We start from the raw sequence: 18,538 nt of genomic DNA, 5'->3' as shown, positions 1-18,538 counted from the left end.
CCGGTCTGGCACTCCTGTCATAAAAATCCGTTCTGGCCGCCGGGCAGCGTCCAGCGCTGCGGCGGCCATGGGCCGTGCCCAAAAGCACAAGACCGGCACGCTGTGCCGGCCCGGTGCGAAGTCACCTGCAGATCAGTGCTTGATCACGTCGGCGCCAAACCACTTCTTGGCGATTTCTTCGGCCTTGCCGTCCTTCTTCATCTCGGCCAGCACGTCGTTGATCTTGTTGCGCGTGGCTTCGTCGTCCTTGCGGAAGCCCACACCATAGTCCTCGGTGCCAAAGTCGTCGGCCAGCACCACGTAGTTGTCAGGCTTCTTGGAGACCAGGTAGCGGCCGACCACTTCGTCCACCACCACGACATCCAGGCGGCCGGCTTCCACGTCCATCAGTGCGGCGATGTTGTCGCCAAACAGCTTGGTTTCCTTGAATTGGGAGGACAGTTCCTTGTCCTTTTCCATCGCGGTCACGGCGCTGGAGCCTTCCTGGGCGCCCACGATCTTGCCAGCCATGTCGGCCTTGGTCTTGATCGGCGAGCCCGCCTTCACGATGATGATCTGCTTGTTGACCATGTAGGGGTCGGTGAAGAGGATCTTTTCCTTGCGCTCTTCCAGAATGGTCAGGCCATTCCACAGGGCGTCGACGCGCTTGCCCAGCAGCTCGGCCTCCTTGGCGTTCCAGTCGATTGGCTTGAATTCCACTTCGATGCCAGCGCGCTTGGCCGCTTCGCGGGCCATGTCGATGTCAAAACCCACGATTTCGTTCTTCTCGTCACGGAAACCCATCGGCGGGAAGTTGTCGTCCAGACCGACCACCAGCTTGGTCACCGCTGCAGCAACAGGCGCAGGCGCGGGTGCTTCAGCCGCAGGCTTGGGCGCATCATTCTTGCCGCAAGCGGTGAGCAAGGCAGTCAGCGCCAGGGTGGCAACGAAAGAACGTTTTTTCATGTGTCTCAACCAAAGAGAAAGACAAAGTAAGAGCACTTGACTTGATTTTTACAAGCATCAGAGTGCGGGCGAATCGCGTATTGTCTCCGATCACACGAATTTCGTGTCGCTTATGGGGAAAACTCCGCCGGCCTAGTCGGACGTCAGCAAGCCGCTACGATGGCTGCCCTGGTCGCCATACAGAGACCAGGGCATCTACATTTCACGGCCTTCTATACCGCGAGTGAATGATTTACAACACTGGCGTCCCCTCATTTATGACCACCCTCTCGCCCGAACTGCGCAAGGCCTTTGAAGAAACCCGGTACCACGTGCTGATCCAGGCTCCGTTCCTGCTGCAGGTGGGCCAGGCCCAGGCGGCGCTCGGCGCACTATACCGGCAGCACCAGACCGATTGCAGCTGCTTCATCACCGCCTTCAACCCCATGGGTGAGCTGCTGAACAAGGACGAAAATATCGAACGCCATGCCCAGTTGGGCCGCGCGCTGGGCGCCGCCGGCTTGGCCGCGCTGCCTGCGGTCGCCCAGCACCCCGCCAATGGCTGGCCGGCTGAACCGGGTTTTCTGGTCATCGGTCTGGGCCGCGACGATGCCCAGCGCTGGGCGGCGCAGTGGGAGCAGCTGGCGGTGGTGTGGACCAGCGCCGACATGGTGCCCCAGCTGCTGGAAACCAAGGTGCCTGGCTGGATGCGCTGACCCTAAAATGGCCCGCTGATAGGAGAAGCCATGCTGTTGATCGTTGGTACCGTTCGCCTGCCCGCCGCCAACCTGGAACGCGCGCTGCCCGCCATGCGGGCGATGGTGGAAGCCTCACGCGCCGAGGCAGGCTGCCTGGAATATGGCTATGCCCAGGATGTACTGGAGCCCGGCCTGATCCACGTCAAAGAGCTGTGGAGCGACCAGGCTGCGCTGGATGCGCATTTTGCGTCCAGCCATATCCAGGCCTGGCGCGCTGCATGGCCTGCACTGGAGATAGGCGACCGCGCTCTGCGCGTCTATGATGTGGGAGCGCCGCGCAGCACCTGATGCGCAGTCGGCGCCTCCTCTCCCGCCACCCTCTTGCACTGCGATTTGCGCCCGCCCCATGCCTGAACTCCACAACTGGCTCGCCTTTGGCCTCATTTCCCTGGGCATGGTCCTGACCCCCGGGCCCAACATGGTCTATCTGATCTCCCGCTCGATATGCCAGGGGCGCAGCGCAGGCTTGATCTCGCTGGGCGGTGTGGCGTTGGGCTTTGTCTTCTACATGCTGTGCGCGGCGCTGGGCATCACCGCGCTGGTGATGGCCATTCCCTACGCCTACGATGCACTGCGCATTGGCGGCGCGTTGTACCTGCTGTACCTGGCTTGGCAGGCGGTCAAGCCCGGCGGACGCGCGCCCTTCGAGCTGCGCCAGTTGCCGCAGGACAGCCCGCGCAAGCTGTTTGCGATGGGTTTTCTGACCAACCTGCTCAACCCCAAGATCGCGGTAATGTACCTATCGCTGCTGCCGCAGTTCATCGACCCGGCGCATGGCAGCGTTTTTTCCCAGTCGATGGTGCTGGGTTTCACGCAGATCGTGGTCAGCATCAGCGTGAATGCCGCCATCGCGATGCTGGCCGGCTCGATAGCCGGGTTTCTGGCCAGCCGCCCCCGCTGGGTGCAGGTGCAGCGCTGGTTGATGGGCACCGTGCTCGCGGGCCTGGCACTGCGCATGCTGACCGAGGCGCGCAAATAAAACAGGCGCCCCAGCCCGGGGTGGGCGGCAGCGCCTGGCAGAAATCCGCGTATCGGCTTCTGTCTACAGCTGGCTCACATGAAAGCGCAGGTGCTCGTCGATAAAGCTCTGGATGAAGTAATAGCCGTGGTCATAACCGCCATGGCGGCGCAGGGTCAAAGGCTGGCCGATCTGCGCACAGGCAGCTTCAAAGGCTTCGGGCAGCAGCTGCTTTTCGAGCAGGAACTTGTCGGCCAGGCCCTGGTCGATGAGGATGCCGGCCGGGTAAGGCGGCTGCTTTTGCGCGGCCATCAAGGCGGTGGCATCGTGCTGCGCCCATTCGGCCTGGTTGTCGCCCAGATAGCCGGCAAAGGCTTTCTGGCCCCAAGGGCAATTAATGGGGTTGGCAATCGGCGCAAAGGCCGAGACCGACTTGAACACGCCGGGATGGCGCAGCGCCAGGGTCAGCGCGCCATGGCCACCCATGCTGTGGCCAAAGATGCCCAGGCGCTGCAGGTCGATTGGCAGCTTGGCGCCCAGCAGTGGCAGCAGGTCGTCGACGATGTAGCTTTCCATGCGCCAGTGCAGTGCCCAGGGTTTGGCCGTGGCATCCAGGTAGAAACCGGCACCCACGCCAAAATCCCAGCTCTGCGCTTCGCCAGGCAGGCCCGCGCCGCGCGGGCTGGTGTCGCAGGTGACCAGGGCCACGTTCAGCGAAGCCGCCAGGCGCTGCGCGCCGGCCTTGGTCATGAAGGTCTCTTCGGTACAGGTCAGGCCCGCCAGGTACAGCAGCGCCGGCACTTTCTCGCCTTCCACCGCCTTGGGCGGCAGAAACACCGAGAACTTCATCGCCAGGCCGATCTGGCTGGAGAAATGCTCATAAAAACGCTGGGCGCCGCCAAAGCAGGCATGGGCCGCCTGCAGCTTGAGGCTGGCTTGGGCATCAGACATCGGAATTTCCTTCGGTAGGGGCTTGCGGGGATGCGGCCTGGGCGGCCGCTGCACGCAGCTTGTCTTTCTTGCTCATGCGCTTGCCCTTGATGCCGCCATTGCCGGCATCTTCAGAGGGCGCATGCGCGGGCACGGCTTCGGTGACCGGGTACTGGTCCAGGGTCTGCAGCGCCACATCGAGCCCATTGCGCTTGGCAATCAGCTTCCAGTGCGCCAGGCTGGCGGGGGTCACCAGGCTGATGGCCAGGCCCGAGATACCGGCCCGGCCGGTACGGCCGATGCGGTGGGTGTAATCAGTGGGCGAGCGCGGCAGGTCGTAGTTGATGACCAGGGGCAGTGCCTCGACATGGATGCCGCGCGCGGCCAGGTCGGTGGTCACCAGCACCTGCCACTGGCTGCTGCGGAACTCCTGCAGCACCTGCTGGCGTGCGCCCTGGCTCAGCTCGCCATGGAAGGCGGTGGCGCTGATGCCCTTGTCATAGAGCTTGTTGGCCACATGCTCGGCACTGTAGCGGCTGGCCACAAACACCAGCATGCGCTGGCCGGCGTACTGGGTCACCAGCTCGCGCAGCCAGGCGGTGCGCTTGGCGGCATCGAGGTAGTAGGCCTCCTGCACGATGGTGGCATCCTGCAGGTGGGTCGAGGCGATCTCCACCTTCTCATGCGTGGCACGCAGCAAGGTGGGCACCAGCGCCTGCACCGCTGGGGCAAAGGTGGCCGACAGCAGCAGGGTCTGGCGCTGCTCGCGCGGCGGCACCAGGGCCAGCACGCTTTGCAGTTCTTCGGCAAAGCCCAGGTCCATCAGCCGGTCGGCCTCGTCCAGCACCAGGGTGCTGATGGTGTCCAGCCGCAGCTTGCTGTGCGCCACCACATCGAGCAAGCGCCCGGGCGTGGCAATCACCAGATCCACACCGCCGCGCAAGGCCAGCAGCTGGGGGTTGATGGAGACACCGCCGGTGAGCACGGCCACCTTGGGGCGGCGGCCCAGCGCCTCGCCGACAAAGTAGACCAGCTCGGCCACCTGGGTGGCCAGCTCGCGGGTAGGCACCAGGATCAAGGCCTGCGTCTCATGGCGGCCCGCCTGGCCTGCTGCATCGCTGAGCATCCAGGCCTGCATCAAGGGCAGCACATAGGCCGCCGTCTTGCCCGAGCCGGTCGGCGCGCAGCCCAGCAGGTCACGCCCGTCCAGAATGGCCGGAATGGCTTGGGTCTGGATGGCCGTGGGTGCAATCAGGCCATGGGCCTGGGCAGCGTGGGCCAGCGACGGTGCAAGGCCAAGAGAGGTAAAAGACATGGATTTCAATGGTGCGGGCCGGCCCGCAGGGACAACAAGCCTCGCATTGTCGCCCCTGGCACCGCTGCCAGTGGCGTGCAGGACTATTGCGTCCCGTGCTGGCAGCCGACGCTGGCCATCACGGACCAGCGGCCTTCAGCGATGCTTAGCTGGCGTAATTGACCACCGAGCGGATCGACTTGCCTTCATGCATCAGGTCGAAAGCCTCGTTGATCTTGGCCAGGCCCATGGTGTGGGTGACAAAGGGTTCGAGCTGGATCTTGCCGGCCATCGCGTCTTCCACCATGCCGGGCAGCTCGCTGCGGCCCTTGACGCCGCCAAAGGCGGTGCCCAGCCATTTGCGGCCGGTCACCAGCTGGAAAGGACGGGTGGAGATTTCCTGGCCCGCGCCTGCGACGCCGATGATCACGCTCTGGCCCCAGCCACGGTGCGCGCATTCCAGCGCCGCACGCATCACCTGGGTGCTGCCGATACATTCAAAGCTGTGGTCCACACCCCAGCCGGTCATCTCGACGATCACTTGCTGGATTGGCTTGTCGAAATCCTTGGGGTTGATGCAGTCGGTTGCGCCAAAGGTCTTGGCCAGCTCGAACTTGCCGGGGTTGGTATCGATGGCAATGATGCGGCCGGCCTTGGCCAGCTGCGCGCCCTGGATCACCGCCAGGCCGATGCCGCCCAGGCCGAACACCGCCACGGTATCACCCTCTTGCACCTTGGCAGTGTTCTTGACAGCGCCCAGGCCGGTGGTCACGCCACAGCCCAGCAGGCAGACCTGCTCGGGGTTGGCATCGGGGTTGACCTTGGCCAGCGACACGGCGGCCACCACGGTGTACTCCGAGAAGGTGGAGCAGCCCATGTAGTGGTAGATCGGCTCGCCGTTGTAGCTGAAGCGCGTGGTGCCATCGGGCATCACACCCTTGCCCTGGGTGGCGCGCACCGCCACGCAGAGGTTGGTCTTGCCGCTCTTGCAGAACAGGCATTCGCCGCACTCTGCCGTGTACAGCGGGATCACATGGTCGCCTGGCTGGACGCTGGTAACGCCCTCGCCCACTTCCACCACAATGCCGGCGCCTTCATGGCCCAGCACCGCCGGGAAGATGCCTTCGGGATCATCACCGCTCAAGGTGAAGGCATCCGTATGGCACACGCCCGTGTGGGTGATCTTGACCAGCACTTCGCCCTTCTGGGGTGGCGCAACGTCGATCTCGACAATCTGCAAAGGCTCTCCGGCTTTGAAGGCAACAGCGGCGCGGGATTTCATGGGTGGACTCCTAGTAGGTCAAAAGATGGACAAATATTCATAACACGGGCGCTGCCCAGCCGCGAGACAGCGAGGAAGGGCCTACGCCGGCCGCGCCGCCCCACACCGAGGCTGTCGTCCCCCTGCCCGCATGGCACCGCCATGCGAGAGCGGGGGGAAGGCGCGCAGCGCCACAGGGGGATGTTCATTTCAAGTACGAGCGCAGCAGCGACAGCATTTCGTCAATGTCCGCCTGCGATGGCGCCGGCTGCTTGGCCATGGTCTCGCGCATATGGCCATCAAGCAAGTCGGCCATCAGGCCGTGTACGGCCCCGCGCATGGCGGCGAGCTGCTGCAGGATGGGGGCGCAATCACTGCCCGCCTCCACCGCCCGCTCCAAGGCCTCCGCCTGGCCCTTGATGCGGCGCAGGCGGGTGATGGCGCGGTGCTTGTCTTCGGCGTTATGGGGCATGGCAGGCGGTATTCGCAACGGCGCAAAAGCACGCCAAACTCAGGTACTGGGCCAGAGTATAAGTCAGATTCATAAATTTCCCGTATGAAGAATGTATGAAAACCCAGCTTACTCCCCGGGGGTATCCATCCCAGATGGATGCTGTCTGTGTTGAAAACCAGCAGGGTTTGTTAACCACTGTCTCCACGACAGCCCAGTGGACCATATGCACGATTGCTCAACAATGACCCCGCCTAGAATTCCCACCAACATCATCGAACACCGGATCAGTTATGAAATTTCTTCCAAGTTTTGCGGCACTGCTTGGCGCCTCCCTGCTGGCAGGCTGCGGAAATATCCAGACCGTGAAATCATTTTCGACCGCTTACCAAGAGCCCAGCGATGGCGAGCGAGCGCGCGTTCGCATCATCTCTGACGGTATGGTGCGCGCCGTGCCCAAAAGTGCCTGCGTGGACTGGCGCGTGCCAAATGCAGGGGTCATGGTCTCATCGAAAAAAGGTTTTGCAGACCAGAACAACCGCACCCTCAACATGCCGGGTGAGCCAGTTAGGCTGAAAAGTGAGGGCCGCACCGTTGTCTCCGAGTTCTATGTACCCGCCAACGAGCCCCTGACTTTTGCGTATCTCAGCAACGGCCACACGAACAACGGCAAGCAGGTCCAATGCCGCGTCAACAAGACATTTACCCCGCAGGCTGGCAAAGACTACGAAGCGCGGTTTGTGGTGCTGAAATCGCAAGACGACAAGGCATTTTCTTGGTTCAACACCTCCGCCAACAACAGCTGTCTGTCGCTCATCACAACGCTCACAGCAGATGGCATGCCCGACGTCACACCTGCGAACCTGGTTAAGCCGAGCGACGCAGCTTTATGCCATGCCACCGATATTCTTTGACCACGCATAGCAAAAAACGCAAGCATTTCTGATGCTTGCGTTTTTTTGTGGGCTCCGTTCAAAGGGCCCCTCTGAGCGGCGCCATACGCGCCCCGACGGCCTTAACGCGGCAGATCGCTCCAGCCCATCAGGTACTCGTCGATGGAACGGGCGGCCTGGCGGCCTTCGCGGATGGCCCAGACCACCAGCGACTGGCCACGGCGCATGTCGCCAGCGGCAAACACCTTGTCCACATTGGTGGCGTAGCCGCCGGTGAAGTCGGTGGTGGCGCGGGCGTTGCCACGGGCGTCCTTGTCGACGCCAAAGGCTTCCAGCACCGGCGAGACGGGGTTCACAAAACCCATGGCCAGCAGCACCAGGTCGGCAGGCCATTCCTTTTCGGTGCCCTTGACTTCGCTCAGCTTGCCGTCCTTGAACTCGACCTGCACGGTGGTCAGGCTCTTGACCTTGCCCTTGTCGCCGTTGAACGTCTTGGTCGAGATCGCGAACTCACGCACAGCGCCTTCTTCGTGGCTGGAGCTGGTGCGCAGCTTGATCGGCCAGTAAGGCCAGACCAGCGGCTTGTTTTCCTCTTCGGGCGGCATGGGCATCACCTCGAACTGGGTGACGCTTTTGGCGCCGTGGCGGTTGCTGGTGCCCACGCAGTCGCTGCCGGTGTCGCCACCGCCGATGACGATGACGTCCTTGCCATCCGCGCGGATCTGGCCCTTGAGCTTGTCGCCGGCATTGATCTTGTTTTGCTGGGGCAGGAACTCCATCGCGTAGTGCACGCCGTCCAGGTCGCGGCCGGGCACTGGCAGATCGCGCGACTGCTCGGAGCCGCCGGTCAGCAGCACCGCGTCGAACTCCGCCTTGAGCTGCTCGGGCGAGACGGTTTCCTTGGCCCAGTTGGTGACCTTGCTGTCCTTGCCCAGGCCGTCCTTGCCAGCCACCAGCACGCCGGTGCGGATGGTCACGCCTTCGGCCTGCAGCTGAGCGGCACGGCGGTCGATGTGGACCTTGTCGAGCTTGAAGTCAGGGATGCCGTAGCGCAGCAGACCGCCGATGCGGTCGTTCTTTTCGAACAAGGTCACCGCATGGCCCGCACGGGCCAATTGCTGGGCTGCCGCCATGCCGGCAGGGCCGGAGCCCACCACCGCTACCTTCTTGCCCGTCTGGTGCTTGGGAGGACGCGCCTGCACCCAGCCCTCTTCCCAGGCACGGTCGATGATGGCATGTTCGATGGACTTGATACCCACCGGATCGCTGTTGATGTTCAGCACGCAGGCCGCTTCGCAAGGCGCGGGGCAGATGCGGCCCGTGAACTCGGGGAAGTTGTTGGTCGAATCCAGCACATGAAAGGCTGCCGCCCAATCGGCACGGTACACCAGATCGTTGAAATCCGGAATGATGTTGTTGACCGGGCAACCGCTGTTGCAGAACGGCGTGCCGCAGTCCATGCAGCGGGCGCCTTGCTGCTTGGCCTGCTGCGAGTTCAGGCCAACAACAAATTCCTTGTAGTGCTTGAGGCGGTCCTCAACGGGGGCATAGCCCTCGTCGATACGCGCATATTCCATAAAGCCTGTGACTTTTCCCATGATCGGATCTCTTGCTTGGCTGCTGCCCGCGCCGCGTTGGCGGGAACAGCAATCGTGGTCATTAATAAGGGTCGGGGTGCTTGGCGGCAGGGCCGCCAGCGGCCTCACTTCGCGGCGGCGTCCACGCTCTTCTTGGCCGAGGTCTTGGCCTTGGCGACTTGCGCCTTGGCTTCGGCGCGGGCGTGGATCTCACCCAGCGCGCGCTTGTACTCGGTCGGGAAGACCTTGACGAACTTGCTGCGCACCTCCGCCCAGTTGTCCAGCAGGTCACGGGCACGCTTGCTGCCCGTCCAGCGCAGGTGGTCGGCAAGCAGGCGCTTGAGCTGTGCTTCGTCCGTCTGGCCGTTGTGCCAGATGCCCTTGTCGATGCTGCCCTCTTGCTCGGACTGGCTCAGCACCTTGTCCAACGTGACCATCGTGGTGTTGCAGCGGCTGGCGAACTGGCCGTCCTCGTCATAGACGTAGGCCACACCGCCACTCATGCCGGCTGCAAAGTTGCGCCCGGTCTTGCCCAGCACCAGCACGGTACCGCCAGTCATGTATTCGCAACCATGGTCACCGGTGCCCTCGACCACCGCCGTGGCACCCGACAGGCGCACTGCAAAGCGCTCGCCGGCCACGCCGCTCAAGAAGGCCTCACCGGTGGTCGCGCCGTACATCACGGTGTTGCCCACGATGATGTTCTTGTGCGCTTCGCCACGGAAATCCAGGCTCGGGCGCACCACCACGCGGCCGCCGGACAGGCCCTTGCCGGTGTAGTCGTTCGCGTCACCTACCAGGTACAGGGTGATGCCGTTGCACAGGAAGGCGCCAAACGACTGGCCACCGGTGCCCTCGACACGGATGTGGATGGTGTCGTCAGGCAGGCCTTCGGGATGCACCTTGGTCACTGCGCCCGAGAGCATCGCGCCCACGGTGCGGTTCACATTGCGCACGGTCTCCAGGATCTTGACCCGCTCGCCCTTGTCGATGGCGGGGCGCGACTTCTCGATCAGGATGTTGTCGAAGGCCTTTTCCAGACCATGGTCCTGGTTCTGCGTGTGGTACAGCGGCACATCGCCCGCCACTTCGGCACGGGCCAGCAGGCGGCCAAAGTCCAGGCCCTTGGCCTTCCAGTGGGTGATACCGGCCTTCATGTCCAGCAGGTCGGCACGGCCCACCAGGTCGTCGAACTTGGCGATACCCAGCTGGGCCATGATCTGGCGCGCTTCTTCGGCGATGAAGAAGAAGAAGTTCACCACATGCTCGGGCTTGCCGCTGAATTTCTTGCGCAGCTCGGGATCTTGCGTGGCCACACCCACCGGACAGGTGTTGAGGTGGCACTTGCGCATCATGATGCAGCCCTCGACCACCAGCGGTGCGGTGGCAAAGCCGAACTCATCGGCACCCAACAGCGCACCGATCACCACGTCGCGGCCGGTCTTCATCTGGCCGTCTGCCTGCACACGGATACGGCTGCGCAGGCCGTTGAGCACCAGGGTCTGCTGGGTTTCGGCCAGGCCGATCTCCCATGGCGAGCCCGCATGCTTGATCGACGACCACGGCGATGCGCCCGTGCCGCCATCATGGCCGGCGATCACCACGTGGTCGGCCTTGCACTTGGCCACGCCGGCGGCAATCGTGCCGACACCGACTTCGGACACCAGCTTGACGCTGATCGACGAATGCGTGGCGACGTTCTTCAGGTCGTGGATCAGCTGGGCCAGGTCCTCGATCGAGTAGATGTCGTGGTGCGGCGGGGGCGAGATCAGGCCCACACCGGGCACCGAGTAGCGCTGCTTGCCGATGTACTCGGTCACCTTGCCGCCTGGCAGCTGGCCGCCTTCACCGGGCTTGGCGCCCTGCGCCATCTTGATCTGGATCTGGTCCGCAGAGGCCAGGTACTCGGCCGTCACACCAAAGCGGCCCGATGCCACTTGCTTGATGCGCGAGCGCAGGCTGTCGCCGTCTTGCAGCACGTAGTCCGATTCGATCTGGTCCTTGCCGATGATCGACGCCAGCGATTCGCCCTGCTTGATCGGGATGCCCTTGAGCTCGTTGCGGTAACGGGCGGGGTCTTCACCGCCCTCACCGGTGTTGCTCTTGCCGCCGATGCGGTTCATCGCCACGGCCAGGGTCACATGGGCTTCGGTGCTGATCGAGCCCAGCGACATGGCGCCGGTGGCAAAGCGCTTGACGATCTCGGCCGCCGATTCGACCTGCTCGACCGGGATGGCCTTGGCAGGATCGATCTTGAACTCGAACAGGCCGCGCAAGGTCATGTGGCGCTTGCTCTGGTCGTTGATCAGCTGCGCATATTCCTTGTAGGTGTTGAAGCTGTTGGCGCGGGTCGAGTGCTGCAGCTTGGCAATCGCATCAGGGCTCCACATGTGCTCTTCACCACGGGCACGCCAGGCGTATTCGCCACCGGTGTCCAGCATGGTGGCCAGCACCGGGTCGTTGCCAAAGGCAGCCTTGTGGCGGCGGATGGCTTCTTCGCCAATTTCGAACACGCCCAGGCCTTCAACACGGCTGGAGGTGCCGGTGAAGTACTTGTCGATGGTTTCGCTGTTGATGCCGACCGCTTCGAACAGCTGCGCACCGCAGTAGGACATATAGGTGGACACACCCATCTTCGACATGATCTTGGACAGACCCTTGCCGATGGCCTTGATGTAGTTGTAGATCGCCTTGTCTGCCGACAGATCGCCGGGCAGGTGCTTGTGGATCGAGGTGATCGTCTCCAGCGCCAGGTAGGGGTGCACGGCTTCGGCACCGTAGCCGGCCAGCACGCCAAAGTGGTGCACTTCGCGGGCGGTGCCGGTCTCCACCACCAGACCGCAGGCCGTACGCAGGCCTTCACGGATCAGGTGCTGGTGGATGGCAGAAAGCGCCAGCAGTGCCTGGATGGCCACGCGGTCCTTGCTGACACCCTTGTCGCTGATGATCAGGATGTTGTTGCCGGTCTTGATCGCATCAACCGCTTGTGCGCACAGCGATGCCAGGCGCGCTTCCACGCCTTCACTGCCCCATTCCAGCGGGTAGGTGATGTCGAGCACGGCCGAGCTGAACTTGCCAGCGGTGTGCGAGCGGATATTGCGCAGCTTCACCATGTCGCTGAAGTCCAGCACCGGCTGGGTCACTTCCAGACGCAGCAGCGGGTTGACCTGGTTGATATCCAGCAGGTTGGGCTTGGGGCCGATGAAGGACACCAGGCTCATCACAATCGCTTCACGGATCGGATCGATCGGCGGGTTGGTCACCTGCGCGAACATCTGGCGGAAGTAGTTGTACAGCGGCTTGTTCTTGTCGGACAGCACGGCCAGCGGGCTGTCATTGCCCATCGAGCCAATGCCCTCTTCGCCGTTCGCGGCCATCGGGCTCATCAGGAACTTGATGTCTTCCTGGGTGTAGCCAAAGGCCTGCTGCAGGTCCAGCAGCTCAGGGGACTTCTGCTCCTCGGCAATCGCACCGAACTCTTGCGAGGCCTTGGCCTGCTGGTCGATCTGCGACTCGCCGGCCACGGGCTTGACCACGTCATCCAGGCGGATGCGCAGGTCTTCAATCCAGCGCATGTAAGGCTTGGCATTGGTCAGCGAGGACTTGACTTCTTCGTCGTCGATCAGACGGCCCTGGTCCAGATCGATCAGGAACATCTTGCCGGGCTGCAGGCGCCACTTGCGCACGATCTTGTGCTCGGGCACGGGCAGCACGCCCGATTCGGAGCCCATGATGACGAAGTCATCGTCGGTCACGCAGTAACGGGCCGGACGCAGGCCATTGCGGTCCAGGGTAGCGCCGATCTGGCGGCCATCGGTGAACACGATCGATGCGGGGCCATCCCAGGGCTCGATCATCGCGGCATGGTATTCGTAGAAAGCGCGGCGGCGCGAATCCATCGTCGCGTGCTGCTCCCAAGGCTCGGGAATCATCATCATCACCGCCTGGGCCAGCGGGTAGCCCGCCATGGTCAGCAGCTCCAGGCAGTTGTCGAAAGTGGCCGTGTCGGACTGGTGCGCAAAGCTGATCGGGTAGAGCTTCTGCAGATCGTTGCCCAGAACGGGCGAGCTCATCACGCCTTCGCGGGCGCGCATCCAGTTGTAGTTGCCCTTGACGGTGTTGATTTCACCGTTGTGCGCCACATAGCGGTAAGGGTGGGCCAGTGGCCACTCGGGGAAGGTGTTGGTCGAGAAGCGCTGGTGCACCAGGCCCAGCGCCGAGACGCAGCGCTCATCTTCCAAATCGCGGAAGTAGGTACCTACTTGATCAGCCAGCAGCAGACCCTTGTAGATCACGGTGCGGCTGCTCATGCTGGGCACGTAGTACTCTTTGCTGTACTTGAGCTGCAGGTTCTGGATCGCCGCGCTGGCGGTCTTGCGGATCACATACAGCTTGCGCTCCAGCGCATCCTGCACGATCACATCGGCGCCACGGCCGATGAACACCTGGCGGATGACCGGCTCTTTCTCGCGCACCGTAGGCGACATCGGCATCTCGCGGTTGACCGGCACATCGCGCCAGCCCAGCAGCACCTGGCCTTCGGCCTTGATGGCGCGCTCCAACTCTTCCTCGCAAGCCAGACGCGATGCATGTTCCTTGGGCAGGAACACCATGCCCACGCCGTATTCACCAAACGGCGGCAGCTTGACGCCCTGGGCGGCCATCTCGTCGCGGTAGAGCGCGTCAGGCAGCTGGATCAGGATACCGGCGCCATCACCCATCAGCTTGTCGGCACCCACCGCACCCCGGTGGTCCAGGTTCTCCAGAATCTTCAGAGCCTGGGTCACGATGGCATGGCTCTTCTGGCCCTTGATGTGGGCCACAAAACCGACGCCGCAGGCATCGTGTTCCAGAGTCGGGTCATACAGACCCTGAGCTTGCATCTGCTCGCGTGCGGTAGCCGACATGGCGCAATCCTTCAAATAATCTATCGCGGGAAGGTCAATGTAGAGCAGCTGCCCATACCCGAGCAAGTATTTTATTTAGGGTCAGATACCAATTATTTTCAAATGATTTTTCTCAACAATTAATTGGGGTCATATTAAAAATAGCCAAATAATCGTTGATATATATGAAATTTTTGCTTCACTCGCCGGAGGGAGCGACCAAACGGGGACGGCCCGCACTCTTTTTGTGCAGCCTGCGCACCGTTTTGGACTGCAGGGATTGCACAAAGTCCGCACTGCCCATCGCCCAGCCGCCCTGTACCGCATCGGTCAGCGCACCTGACTCACGCTGCGACAGGCCATAGGCCAGCATCTGGGCATAGCGGGCCTCCCGCGCAAAGGGGGTGTTGCCCAAGGCCCAGAAGGCCGCCGGATCGCGCAACCACGCCATTGGTTTTGCACCTAAATGGTGCGCACAGCTGGACCAGGGATAGTCTTCTGCCTTAGCGACGAGGCCTGCGCGCTGCGGGTTGGAATCGATATAGATGATGCATTGCAGCAACGGCTCGGCCGGTTCGACCACCGTCGAGCGGTAGCGCCCTTCCCACAAAGTACCGCTGCGCCCGTGGCGGGCATTGAAATAGCGCACATAGGCCCGGCCCAGCGCCTGCATCAACAGCGGCAGGCCCTGCTCGGTCTGGGGTGTGATTAACAGATGGAAGTGGTTGGGCATCAGCACAAAGGCATGCACTGCCACCAGGTGGGTCTGCGCCAGCTGGCGCAGCAAATCGCTGAAGTGCTGGAAATCCTCATCATCGACAAAGACCGTCTGCCGGTTGTTGCCCCGGTGCAGCACATGGTGCGGCATGTCGGGAAGACTGAGTCGGGAAAGGCGGGCCATGGTGAAACGTCAGCAAAGGACGGCAGAGGAAAAGCCGCTCCATTATCAACGCTGCGCCCTATGCACTACGCAATCGCAGCATCTGCCCCCGAATCGCGGCCACCTTGCGCGCAGGGGTTGCCCCAAGCTACCACAGCACCACTCACAACACAAAGCCATCCGCCCCTGGGCAGATGGCCTTTCTCTATCCCCGCCTTGCAGCTTAGAAGCGGTAGCGCGCCACCAACTGCACCGAGCGCGGCGCGCCCGGCAGGTTCAGGTTGGGCGAGGAGCCGTGCCCGGCCACGATGTAGCGTTTGTCCAGGAGGTTGTTGAGCTTGAGCTGCAGGTCCACCTGGTTCAGGCGGTAGTAGGCCATGGCATCCAAGGTGGCGTAGCCCGGCAGTACGACGGTGTTGCCAGGGTTGGCAAAACGCGCGCCGACATAGCTGATGCCGCCCCCGGCGCCAAAGCCATGGCCCAGGGCCTTGGTCACCCATACATTGGCACTGTGCTTGGGCGTCAAGGTGGCGCGCTTGCCTTCCACGGGCTGGCCGGCATCGACAGCGGGCGACGAGGTCATCTCGCTCAACAGGTAGGCATAGCCTGACCAGATCTGCCAGCCCTGCGACAGGTCGCCGGCAAAGCTCAGCTCCAGGCCCCGGGTGCGCTGCACGCCCAGCGGCACCAAAGTGTTGCTGACGGGGTCCACGCTCTTGATGTTGGTGCGTTCGATCTCGAACAGCGCCGCATTGGCGCTGGCCTTGCCGTCGAGCAGATCCCACTTCACACCAACCTCACGGCTGGTGGTTTTCTCAGGCGCCAGCTGGGCATTGTTGGCTGCCAGCGCAAAGGTCTCGCCCGAGGGCTGGAAGGACTTGCTGAGCGACACGTAGTATGACAGCGCATTGCTGGGCTGGTAGACCATGCCGACGCGCGGGCTCCATGCCACATCGGTGCGGCCCAGGTTGACGCTGCCTGGCGTGTAGTTGTCGGTTTCCTGGCGGAAGCGGTCATAGCGCACGCCAGCCAGCAGCTTCCATTCGGGGGCCAGGGCGACCATGTCCTGCACATAGGCGCTGGCCACGCTGAAGACGCTGTCGTTGTTGGCCGAAGGTGCAGCCGTCAGCACCGGCGAGACGGCCGGCAGCACCGGGTTGAACAGCGACACCGTCCCCACATTGCTCTGGTTGATGCTCAGCAAGCCCTTGTTCTGGCGGCCCAGCTCCAGCCCGTACAGCAGCTGGTGCTGCATGCCCGCCAGCTCCAGCTTCTGCGTCAGCTCCAGCTGGTTGAAAAAGCCGTGCTCGTCGCGCTCCAGATGGCCACGGTTGAGGGTCGCCGTCTGCGCCTTCTCGTTGACCGCGCCGACCAGGGTGTTGCTGCGGTCCAGGCTGTAGTCGTAGTAGCGCAGCACATTGCGCAGGCTCAGGCTGTCGTTGAAGCGGTGGCTCAACGTAGCCGAGGCCGAGTACACCTCCGAGGTGCTCACATCGGTATCGCGTGCATTGGCCGCGCCATAGTAGGTGCGGGGCGGCACATTCACCGGGCGGCCCTGGAAGGCGGGAATACCAAAATCGGTGAGGCGGCTGTCCTGGAGGTAGTCGGCCTGCAGCAGCAGCTGCGTGTCCGCGCTGAACTTGAACTGCACCGAGCCGGCCAGCGCCTTGCGGTCCAGAAACTGCTGGTCGCGGTAGCTGTCGGCGCGCTCGATGGCGCCGGTCAGGCGGTAGGAGACGATGCTGTCCTGCGGCGCACGCGCCAGGTCAAACTCGCCCCGGCGCTGGTTCCAGCTGCCCAGGGTCAGGCCCACTTCGCTGCGGTCGATGCCGGGCTTCTTGGTGATGCGGTTGATCAGACCACCCGAAGACCCCCGGCCGTACAGCACCGATGCCGGGCCCTTGAGCACTTCGACCTGCTCGACATTGGACAGGTCGCGGAAATACAGCGCGTCATCGCGCACGCCATCGACGAACTGGTCCGCAATCGCCGTGAAGCCCCGGATCGTCACCTGGTCGCGCTGGCCATCGCCATGCGACAGGCCAATGCCGGGAACGGCCTTGAGCACGTCCTGCATCGACTGCACGGCCTGGTCGCGCATCAGCTGCTGGGGCACCACGTTGACGGTTTGCGGAATGTCGCGCAAAGGCGCTTCAATCTTCGTGGCGCTCTTGGCTGTGGGCGCTGCATAGCCCACGTCCGCCGCGGTATCTGCCTGCACGCGCACTTCCTGCAAGGTCGTCTCGGCCGGCGCTTGCTGCGCCGCTGCATAGCCCGCGCACAGCAGCGCCACTGCTGCCACCACAGGTTGGGTTTTGAAAGCCATTCCAGTTCCTTTTATTGCCTTGGTATGTGTTCGGTCTGGCTATACCGGATGGGAAATCCGCACTCTGGTTGGCTACCACCGTGAAAAAGCTCGCACATCTTAAAGAGGAAAATGGTTCTCATTTACATATCTTTAAGAATGGGATACACAGAGGCGACAAAGCCACAGCAGGCGGTTTCTTAAGACTTCTTCAGGTTTTCTTAAGAAATGGCTGAAACACAGTACGCAGGCAGGCTGCGCGCGATCGAAACCCTGGAACGGCGCGGCGCAAAGCCATCGAATCCCGCCCTCAGGGGAGGGCTACCCGGACTGCAACAGGACGTACCCAAGCCGGCACCCGGCGGCGCCAGGGAAGCCATGAAATGGAAATGCCGAGCCGCGTCTGCGGCTTAACGTGGCGCCAGCTTGCCGCCAATGCCCCGGCCCGCCTGGTAGCCCAACAGGCCCGAAACGCGCCCCGCCGCCTGCAACAGCTGGGGCAGCAACTCGCCCTGCATGATCTCGGGCGTGGTGCGGTTCGCCTGGCCGCTGATATTCATGGCCGCCACCACCTGGCCGCTGGCATTGCGGATGGGGGCAGCGACCGAGGTGAGCCCCTCTTCGAGCTCCTGGTTGAGCAGGCACCAGCCCTGTGCACGCACCTGGGCCAGCTCGGCCAGCAGCTGCGCATCGTCCTGGAGGGTGAAGCGGGTGAACATCGTGCGGTCACGGCCCTCGAGCAAAGGCTGCAGCTCCTGGGGCGGAAGCTCGGCCAGCAGCACCCGGCCCAGCGAAGTCCAGAAACTGGGCAGGCGCGAGCCCATGCCCAGGTTGGTGCTCATGATCTTGTGCGTGTGCACGCGCAAAACGTAGACGACATCCTGGCCATCGAGCACGGCGATGGAGCAGGACTCATGCGTCTGCTCGACCAGTGCATCCATCACCGGCTGGGCCAGGTTCCAGACCGGCATCGACGACAGATAGGCAAAGCCCAGATCCAGGATGCGCGGCGTGAGCGCAAACAAACGGCCCTCCACCCGCACATAGCCCAGGGTCTGCAAGGTCAGCAGGATGCGACGCGCGCCGGCACGCGTCATGCCGGTGGCCTCGGCCACTTCCGTCAAGGTCTGGCGCGGCGCGGCAGCGCCAAAGCTGCGGATGACCTCCAGCCCGCGCGCGAAGGACTGCACATAGCTGTCACTGGGGCGGAGGGTCGGGTCTTCTTCTTTCATAGGCCGCAATCGTGGTCGTTGGCGTGGAGCGGATCCCTGGCAATACAAAAGCAAATCGCAGGGACATCGGGTAGCGGATTATCCGGCAGTCTATAATTCTTTTAGCGAACTAATGTTCTATATACGAACATTTTTACCAAGAGCCTCTGGGAGGTTCTGCAAAACCCTCGCCAAGCGGGATGGACGCGG

General features: G+C 63.0%; 14 protein-coding genes. 4 read left to right on the top strand and 10 right to left on the bottom strand.

Features of this window, described 5'->3' with window-relative positions:
• Positions 1-132 precede the first annotated feature (132 nt).
• Positions 133-945 (bottom strand): amino acid ABC transporter substrate-binding protein, encoded by an 813-nt coding sequence (locus tag AB7A72_RS14885; protein WP_239810756.1) that lies wholly within the window; start codon positions 943-945, stop codon positions 133-135.
• 257 nt (positions 946-1,202) lie between these two features.
• Here AB7A72_RS14885 and AB7A72_RS14880 point away from each other — a divergent pair, with 257 nt between their 5' ends.
• Genes AB7A72_RS14880 through AB7A72_RS14870 form a run of 3 tightly spaced genes read left to right on the top strand, consistent with a single transcriptional unit; the run spans position 1,203 to position 2,661 of the window.
• Entirely contained in the window at positions 1,203-1,640 is a 438-nt protein-coding gene (locus AB7A72_RS14880) for a DUF3293 domain-containing protein (protein ID WP_369460424.1), read from the top strand.
• A 30-nt stretch (positions 1,641-1,670) separates the two neighbouring features.
• Positions 1,671-1,970: a putative quinol monooxygenase gene (locus tag AB7A72_RS14875; protein ID WP_239810754.1), complete on the top strand. Its 300-nt coding sequence runs from the start codon at positions 1,671-1,673 to the stop codon at positions 1,968-1,970.
• A gap of 58 nt (positions 1,971-2,028) precedes the next feature.
• Positions 2,029-2,661 (top strand): LysE family translocator, encoded by a 633-nt coding sequence (locus tag AB7A72_RS14870; RefSeq protein ID WP_369460423.1) that lies wholly within the window; start codon positions 2,029-2,031, stop codon positions 2,659-2,661.
• Positions 2,662-2,724: 63 nt separating this feature from the next.
• Here the strand turns inward: AB7A72_RS14870 and fghA are convergent, their stop codons facing one another.
• From fghA to AB7A72_RS14850, 4 genes are all read right to left on the bottom strand, one after another.
• Positions 2,725-3,591 (bottom strand): S-formylglutathione hydrolase, encoded by an 867-nt coding sequence (gene fghA / locus AB7A72_RS14865; protein WP_369460422.1) that lies wholly within the window; start codon positions 3,589-3,591, stop codon positions 2,725-2,727.
• Complete coding sequence (locus AB7A72_RS14860; RefSeq protein ID WP_369460421.1) at positions 3,584-4,885, bottom strand: DEAD/DEAH box helicase; 1,302 nt, start codon at positions 4,883-4,885, stop codon at positions 3,584-3,586. Before AB7A72_RS14860 ends, fghA begins: the two co-directional genes overlap by 8 nt.
• Before the next feature lie 145 nt (positions 4,886-5,030).
• Complete coding sequence (locus AB7A72_RS14855) at positions 5,031-6,146, bottom strand: S-(hydroxymethyl)glutathione dehydrogenase/class III alcohol dehydrogenase (protein WP_369460420.1); 1,116 nt, start codon at positions 6,144-6,146, stop codon at positions 5,031-5,033.
• 184 nt (positions 6,147-6,330) lie between these two features.
• Positions 6,331-6,597, bottom strand: a complete 267-nt coding sequence (locus tag AB7A72_RS14850) for a metal/formaldehyde-sensitive transcriptional repressor (RefSeq protein ID WP_021026096.1) — start codon at positions 6,595-6,597, stop codon at positions 6,331-6,333.
• Between the two features lie 272 nt (positions 6,598-6,869).
• On the opposite strand from AB7A72_RS14850, the gene AB7A72_RS14845 reads away from it, so the two are divergent.
• Positions 6,870-7,490 carry a hypothetical protein gene (locus AB7A72_RS14845; RefSeq protein WP_369460419.1) on the top strand — a complete coding sequence of 207 codons (621 nt, stop codon included), beginning with the start codon at positions 6,870-6,872 and terminating at the stop codon, positions 7,488-7,490.
• A gap of 101 nt (positions 7,491-7,591) precedes the next feature.
• Here AB7A72_RS14845 and AB7A72_RS14840 read toward each other — a convergent pair whose 3' ends face one another.
• From AB7A72_RS14840 to AB7A72_RS14820, 5 genes are all read right to left on the bottom strand, one after another.
• Positions 7,592-9,067, bottom strand: coding sequence for a glutamate synthase subunit beta (locus AB7A72_RS14840; protein ID WP_312529370.1), 1,476 nt, complete (start codon positions 9,065-9,067; stop codon positions 7,592-7,594).
• A 104-nt stretch (positions 9,068-9,171) separates the two neighbouring features.
• Positions 9,172-13,953: a glutamate synthase-related protein gene (locus AB7A72_RS14835; protein ID WP_369460418.1), complete on the bottom strand. Its 4,782-nt coding sequence runs from the start codon at positions 13,951-13,953 to the stop codon at positions 9,172-9,174.
• A gap of 178 nt (positions 13,954-14,131) precedes the next feature.
• Positions 14,132-14,833: a transposase gene (locus AB7A72_RS14830; protein WP_369460417.1), complete on the bottom strand. Its 702-nt coding sequence runs from the start codon at positions 14,831-14,833 to the stop codon at positions 14,132-14,134.
• 202 nt (positions 14,834-15,035) lie between these two features.
• Positions 15,036-17,138: a TonB-dependent receptor gene (locus AB7A72_RS14825; protein WP_369460416.1), complete on the bottom strand. Its 2,103-nt coding sequence runs from the start codon at positions 17,136-17,138 to the stop codon at positions 15,036-15,038.
• Between the two features lie 389 nt (positions 17,139-17,527).
• On the bottom strand, positions 17,528-18,349 hold the full coding sequence (locus AB7A72_RS14820; protein WP_239810744.1) for an IclR family transcriptional regulator domain-containing protein: 822 nt from the start codon (positions 18,347-18,349) through the stop codon (positions 17,528-17,530).
• Between the last annotated feature and the right edge of the window lie 189 nt (positions 18,350-18,538).

This window comes from Comamonas sediminis (assembly GCF_041107495.1).
Taxonomy (GTDB): Bacteria; Pseudomonadota; Gammaproteobacteria; order Burkholderiales; family Burkholderiaceae_C; genus Comamonas; species Comamonas sediminis.
The sequence above is the reverse complement of the archived record's forward strand: the minus strand, read 5'-3'. Positions and strand labels throughout refer to the sequence as shown.